Raw genomic sequence first — 5,519 nt, 5'->3', positions numbered from 1 at the left:
AAATCGTTCTGAACAAGCCGATAAAATGGAAAAATTTGGACGCTGACAGGTGGTAAATATTGAACGCTGTTTGACATTTCTCACGTACTGATCTCAGTTTAACCAGCTTTTACATCAATAAAAGCTCAGGGATGGGGCGTACTACTCGCTACCAAGTAGACAATTTCCCTAACGGTGATTTTTTACGCACTAATACATTTGCAGATGGGACGGCAAGTACGGAATTCCGTAAAGCTACTGGCGAAATTCTCCGCACCGAGGCAGATGGTTCGACCACCAGTATTATCAAAGCGCATGATCCTCGCTTTGGCATCCAATCAGAATATGTCGGACAAAGTACGGTAAAAACGCCTGGTGGACTTCAATATCAATTCAGTCAGACCAGACAAATTAACTTGGTTGACCCTAAAGATGTTTTAAGTGTTACGAGCCAAGCTCAAACTACTATTGTCAATGGCAAAAGCTCCACAACGACTTATGATGCAGCTCAAAATCTTTGGACGACCACGTCGCCCGGCGGTGGTGTACAAAAAATCTTTACCGATGCGATTGGCAAGCCAAGCAAGATACAGCAATATGGTCTGGACGACGTGAGTTACTCCTATAATTCACAAGGTCAAGTGACTAGCGTTGCGCAAGGCTCTAGAACTGCCAGTTTTGCTTACGACACCTTCGGGAATGTCAGCAGCCAAACCAATGCCGGTGGAAAAACCACAAACTACCAACATGATCAGGCTGGACGTGTCATTAGCCAGCAATATCCAAACGGACAATCGATCTCATTTAGCTATGATTTAAACGGTAATCTTATAGGCGTCACACCACCAGGTCGACCGATCCATACATTTGACTACAATAATCTCGATGGCGTAAAAAGTTATGGTCCACCAAGCCTAGCCTCGGCTGGAGCAACCCAATACCAATACAATGCAGACCGACAACTTACCCAGATTCAACGACCAGATGGTTTGACGATTGCAATGAATTACAATTTGGCAGGCCAACTTGCTAACGTAACTACACCGGATGGCATTACGGCTTACACCTACTCACCTCAAGGGCAACTCATCAGACGCACAAAGACCGATGGAGCACAAATTGCGTATGCCTACGATGCGTTCTTACCAATCTCGCAAACATGGATTGGTAGCAACACCAATCCAATTAGCGGTACAGTCAGTTATGTCTACAACAATGATTTCTTGATTAAAGAAATCCAGGTGCAAGGAAACGCAGTAAGCTATGCCTACGATAATGACAATTTGCTCCAGCAAGCTGGGTATCTGACCTATCTGCGGGATACTAATACCGGTAACATCAGCGGTACCCAGCTCAACAATGTCAGTACCAACAGCAGCTACAACAGCGTAGGTGAATTAATCCAAGAGCAAGCCAGCGTAATGGCAGGCACTATTTACAACGTCAGCTACCAAAGAGATAATCAAGGCAGAATCATCGCCAGTACAGAAATCATCAACGGCATTCAAGACAACTACGCCTACGGATACGGTGACCTTGATCAACTCACCAGCGTCAGTAAAAACGGCGCACTGGTGCGTAGTTACAGCTACGACGCCAACGGCAATCGTCTAGGGGTAACGACGGCGGACGGCAATACCACTCTCGCCAGTTACGACAACCAAGACCGCCTCCTGCAATTGGGCAGTAACACCTATGATCATGGAAGTAATGGCGAACGTAAAAGCAAATCCATCGGCACCAGCACCACCCAATATGTCTATGATGTCATGGGCAATCTCACCCAAGCCACGCTACCCGACGGCACCAAACTAGATTACCTCATCGACGCCAATAACCGTCGTCTGGGTAAAAAAGTCAACGGCCAGTTAGTACAAAGCTTTTTATATGAAAACCAACTCAGACCCGCAGCAGAGTTGGATAACGCAGGTAATATCAAAAGTCGGTTTGTCTACGGCGTCAGTCCTAACGTACCTGATTACATGGAACAAAATGGCAAACGCTATCGCTTTATCAAAAACCATCTGGGCAGTCCAAGACTCATCATTGATAGCGATAACGGCACAATCGTACAACGCATGGACTATGATGAATGGGGTAATGTCATTAACGACACCAACCCAGGGTTTCAACCATTTGGATTTGCTGGTGGTTTATACGACAGAGACACACAATTGACGCGCTTTGGCGCAAGAGATTACGATGCCGAAGCAGGACGTTGGACAGCCAAAGATCCGATTGGGTTTGGGGGTGGGGATAGTTCTTTGTACAGCTATGTTCGCGGGAATCCGGTTAGCAGAGTTGACCCGTTGGGGCTTTGGTCTTTTACGTTTGGCGGATACCTCGGCGCTGGCTTTCAAGTTTCCTTTGGCAACGATAATGGCAATGGTTTCATGACTGGTCGTGTCGGTTTTGGTTTTGGTGGTGGCTATTCATACGATCCCAACGGGGGCATCCCGGGACCGGCTATTCAGGACCGATCAACTGGAGGGATCGTACTTAGCGATTCTGTTGCTGGGAATTTTAGCGCTGGCCCAATCACCGGATCGCTTGAAGGTGGCGTAGGAAGAAATTATTCCAATGGAAATTCGGGAAAGTTTGGAGGCCCATCAGGAACTACGAGTAGCCCTTGGTGGGGAGGCATTCGGGCTGATGGGTCGGTAGGGGCACAGTGCACGGTCTATTCAAAGAGGCAGTAGAGATGATTCGCAAATTGAACATTCAACGCCTTCTAAAATTATTTGTTGGTACTGCTTGTGCGGGAGCACTTATTTATGGTGGTGCATTCTACTTCATGTCTATTGGAGGGGCGTTTACTGAATTTCAGAATTGGTGCGCCCGCTCTCAAGGCGTGGTCGCCACTGTCGGGATATTTCAAAAAGCGGAGCTAGTGCCTTTCGGCTCATCCTTTTTTGAAAAGGTCAACGGGGACGAAGGGACGGCAGCTTTCAACGCACGCGTTGTAGGGGTAGGAGGAAGTGTGGTTGTGGATGTTGCCATGACAAAGAAAAATGATAAGTGGGAGGTCGATAAAGTACTAATATCTGGAAAACCATTGGATTCAAAATAGAACATATATGGGTATGTTGGTGGCAACTCGGTTTCAAGAGTCGATCCGAGTGGTTTGCTTACGGTTCAGATCGGCGTCGGTGGAACTGCTGCAATTCCTATGCTTGGAGGCCTCGCGGGCGCGGGCATAGCATTTGACACAAGCGGGAATATTGCGGTTTACAGTTACGGTGGGGGAGGCGCAGGGGGTGGACTTAACGAAGGATTCGGATTTTCTCTTCAAGGTTCAAATGCTGAAACGATAAATGATTTAAGTGGTGTATTTTATAACGCTAGCGCATCTGGTGGATTCATAGTTGGCGGCACTATTGATGGATTTACTGGGCCTAGTGACCATGGCACGGTAGTCGGGGGCGGATTTACCTTAGGAGAGGATGTCGGAGGTTCAGTGATTGTAGGCGCAACTTATACCAGTGTCTCCCGCTCCTTTAATCCATTTAAGGCGTTATTAAATCTATTCAAAAAGACAGGCCCATGTAAATGAAAATAAGAATCTGGAGAATCGTTTCATGCTTACTAATGATCACTGCCTTAGCGGGTGCAGTCCTTTCACAAAATGAAGAAAAAAAAGTTTTTTCGGAGCATCAATTATCCGTATCCACGATCAACAGAAATCCTCTGAGCCTGAAAGGTGTTGTTTACTACGTAACCGATGATCAAAAATTTTTATATGAAACCGGGCTGTACTTATTCTTCTCGGGGTTAGTATTGATTTTTGTAGGTGAAATTTTTGTCCGTAAGCTAAAAATCTGACTTTTTCAAAAATTTAGTTTCCATTTAAAAATCAGCTAAAACCATGCGTCTTAACGTTTTTAGGAATATCGGGGGTGGGAATCTACCCACCAGAGTTGATCCAATGTGGCTTTAGGACTTAGTGCGCAATGAATTTCACCACATGAGGAAGTTAAAATTTCTGCAATGCGTGATGGAATGTTTGGCGCAACACATTGCGACTTGCGAATACGAGGGGACAAGTAGATTGTTTGAACATGGTTTTGACCTGATGGAAGTCGCATCAATTACTGGACATAGGACGCTAGATATGCCCAGGAGCTACACGCATCTGAAGGCGCCAAAATTTGGCGCAAAAGCTTGATCGCGTCATAAATATAGATTGAGTGCGCGTCAACAAATCTATCAGACTTTTCATCCGAGCGATAATGGGCTCATCGCAGAGCGGCGCGTCGCCAAGAAGTCTGAGTATTACGAGCACCTGCTGGATGGCCTGCACGTTTTTTACAATCCATTCGCTGAGTACCCTTTAACACCCGATATACTTGGTCACGAGCGAATTGCGCAATTCATTCCGGATGGAATGAAATTGGTGACGATTGCGCCTGACGACTTTCTATTAATGCGCATGATCAGGACGGTGCGGTCACAATAGTCAATGATGAAGAGAAATAGTTACTTTAGCGTCCTGAAGTTTGCACTGCATTCTCTAGCACGATTGTTAGTCGATTCTGGCTCACTTCTTTGAATGTGAATACTGTTCAATAAACATTGAAAAGTGACAGAAGTAAGCTAAGATAGTCTTGACCAAAAGATAACGTCCATATTTTCTTGTGGTCGATGTTGTCCGCTTAGTGTTATCAGAAACAGTGACGTTACTTTTTCGGTTTATGTACTTGTGAACGATCAGGAGTTAATGAGACAAATTGGTTGTTTTCAGCCTGATTTATCCAGAAGTTAGTGAGATAATTTTCAGAAGTTATTGAGATTATTTCAAGCAAAAGGCACTTACCATCGTGTGAGTATCTAATTGATGGTGAAAAAATGTTAAAAACGTCGTTATTTGAGAAAATCACCTGCCAACCAGGGTAGCTAGTCGGAATTATTCAGGAAAATTCGGCCCATTCTGCTCAAAAAATAAGAAAAAAAACGGAGATCTTCAAGAATTTTTGCAGTCGATAAAAATAATTTCCTCGTGCGCCGAAAATCAATCACTTCTTTTCAGTTACCACGCGTGTTGCACCGTGCCCCCCAGCAGCAATGCCGTCAGCAATTCGTCCGATGACATTGAGCATATCTGCCTCCACGTCGGTGTGATCAAAAGGCATAAATTTCTCTGTAAATTGATGGGTGGGAATGAAAGATGGAGACCCATGGACTCCAGTCAGTGGATCAACACAATATGTTTCTGAAACCGGTCGATCCCATTCTTCCCCAAAAATTACCCCCGTTCCCATGCCGCCAAACAGTTGAACATAACCAAAGAGGCGTCGTGTGGTTGGTTCGTTCCATAACGTGTCAATCAGCGGGAGAAATTTTCCACTTTTTGTAAAATTCAACACTTTGGAAATATTTAACAATTCAGATACGACACCCCTCTTGATCGATGTATTCGGAAAACTCGCGTGCTGACACATGGTAAAAGCATGATGCTGTTTGACAGGCTTGCTCATGCTCAAGTACATCGGCGACCGTTAAGTCAGGGTAGTCTGGGTGGCGGCACTCGCTCCACAGCCGTT

4 protein-coding genes are annotated in these 5,519 nt (G+C 45.3%); 3 read left to right on the top strand and 1 reads right to left on the bottom strand.

Annotated elements, in window-relative coordinates; genetic code table 11:
• Positions 1–131: 131 nt before the first annotated feature.
• The 3 genes from QN395_RS20865 to QN395_RS20855 all read left to right on the top strand — a co-directional run bounded on the left by QN395_RS20865 (position 132) and on the right by QN395_RS20855 (position 3,801).
• Positions 132–2,678 (top strand): RHS repeat-associated core domain-containing protein, encoded by a 2,547-nt coding sequence (locus tag QN395_RS20865; protein WP_323492963.1) that lies wholly within the window; start codon positions 132–134, stop codon positions 2,676–2,678.
• 2 nt (positions 2,679–2,680) lie between these two features.
• A complete protein-coding gene (locus QN395_RS20860) occupies positions 2,681–3,049 on the top strand; it encodes a hypothetical protein (RefSeq protein WP_323492964.1) in 369 nt (122 codons plus the stop codon).
• 518 nt (positions 3,050–3,567) lie between these two features.
• Positions 3,568–3,801 (top strand): hypothetical protein, encoded by a 234-nt coding sequence (locus QN395_RS20855; protein WP_323492965.1) that lies wholly within the window; start codon positions 3,568–3,570, stop codon positions 3,799–3,801.
• A gap of 1,190 nt (positions 3,802–4,991) precedes the next feature.
• On the opposite strand, the gene QN395_RS20850 is transcribed toward QN395_RS20855, so the two are convergent.
• A complete protein-coding gene (locus QN395_RS20850; RefSeq protein WP_323492966.1) occupies positions 4,992–5,360 on the bottom strand; it encodes a hypothetical protein in 369 nt (122 codons plus the stop codon).
• Positions 5,361–5,519 lie beyond the last annotated feature (159 nt).

Origin of the sequence: Undibacterium sp. RTI2.2, assembly GCF_035018705.1 — a bacterium.
GTDB lineage: Bacteria > Pseudomonadota > Gammaproteobacteria > Burkholderiales > Burkholderiaceae_D > Undibacterium.
This window is presented reverse-complemented; position numbering and strand designations above follow the sequence as displayed.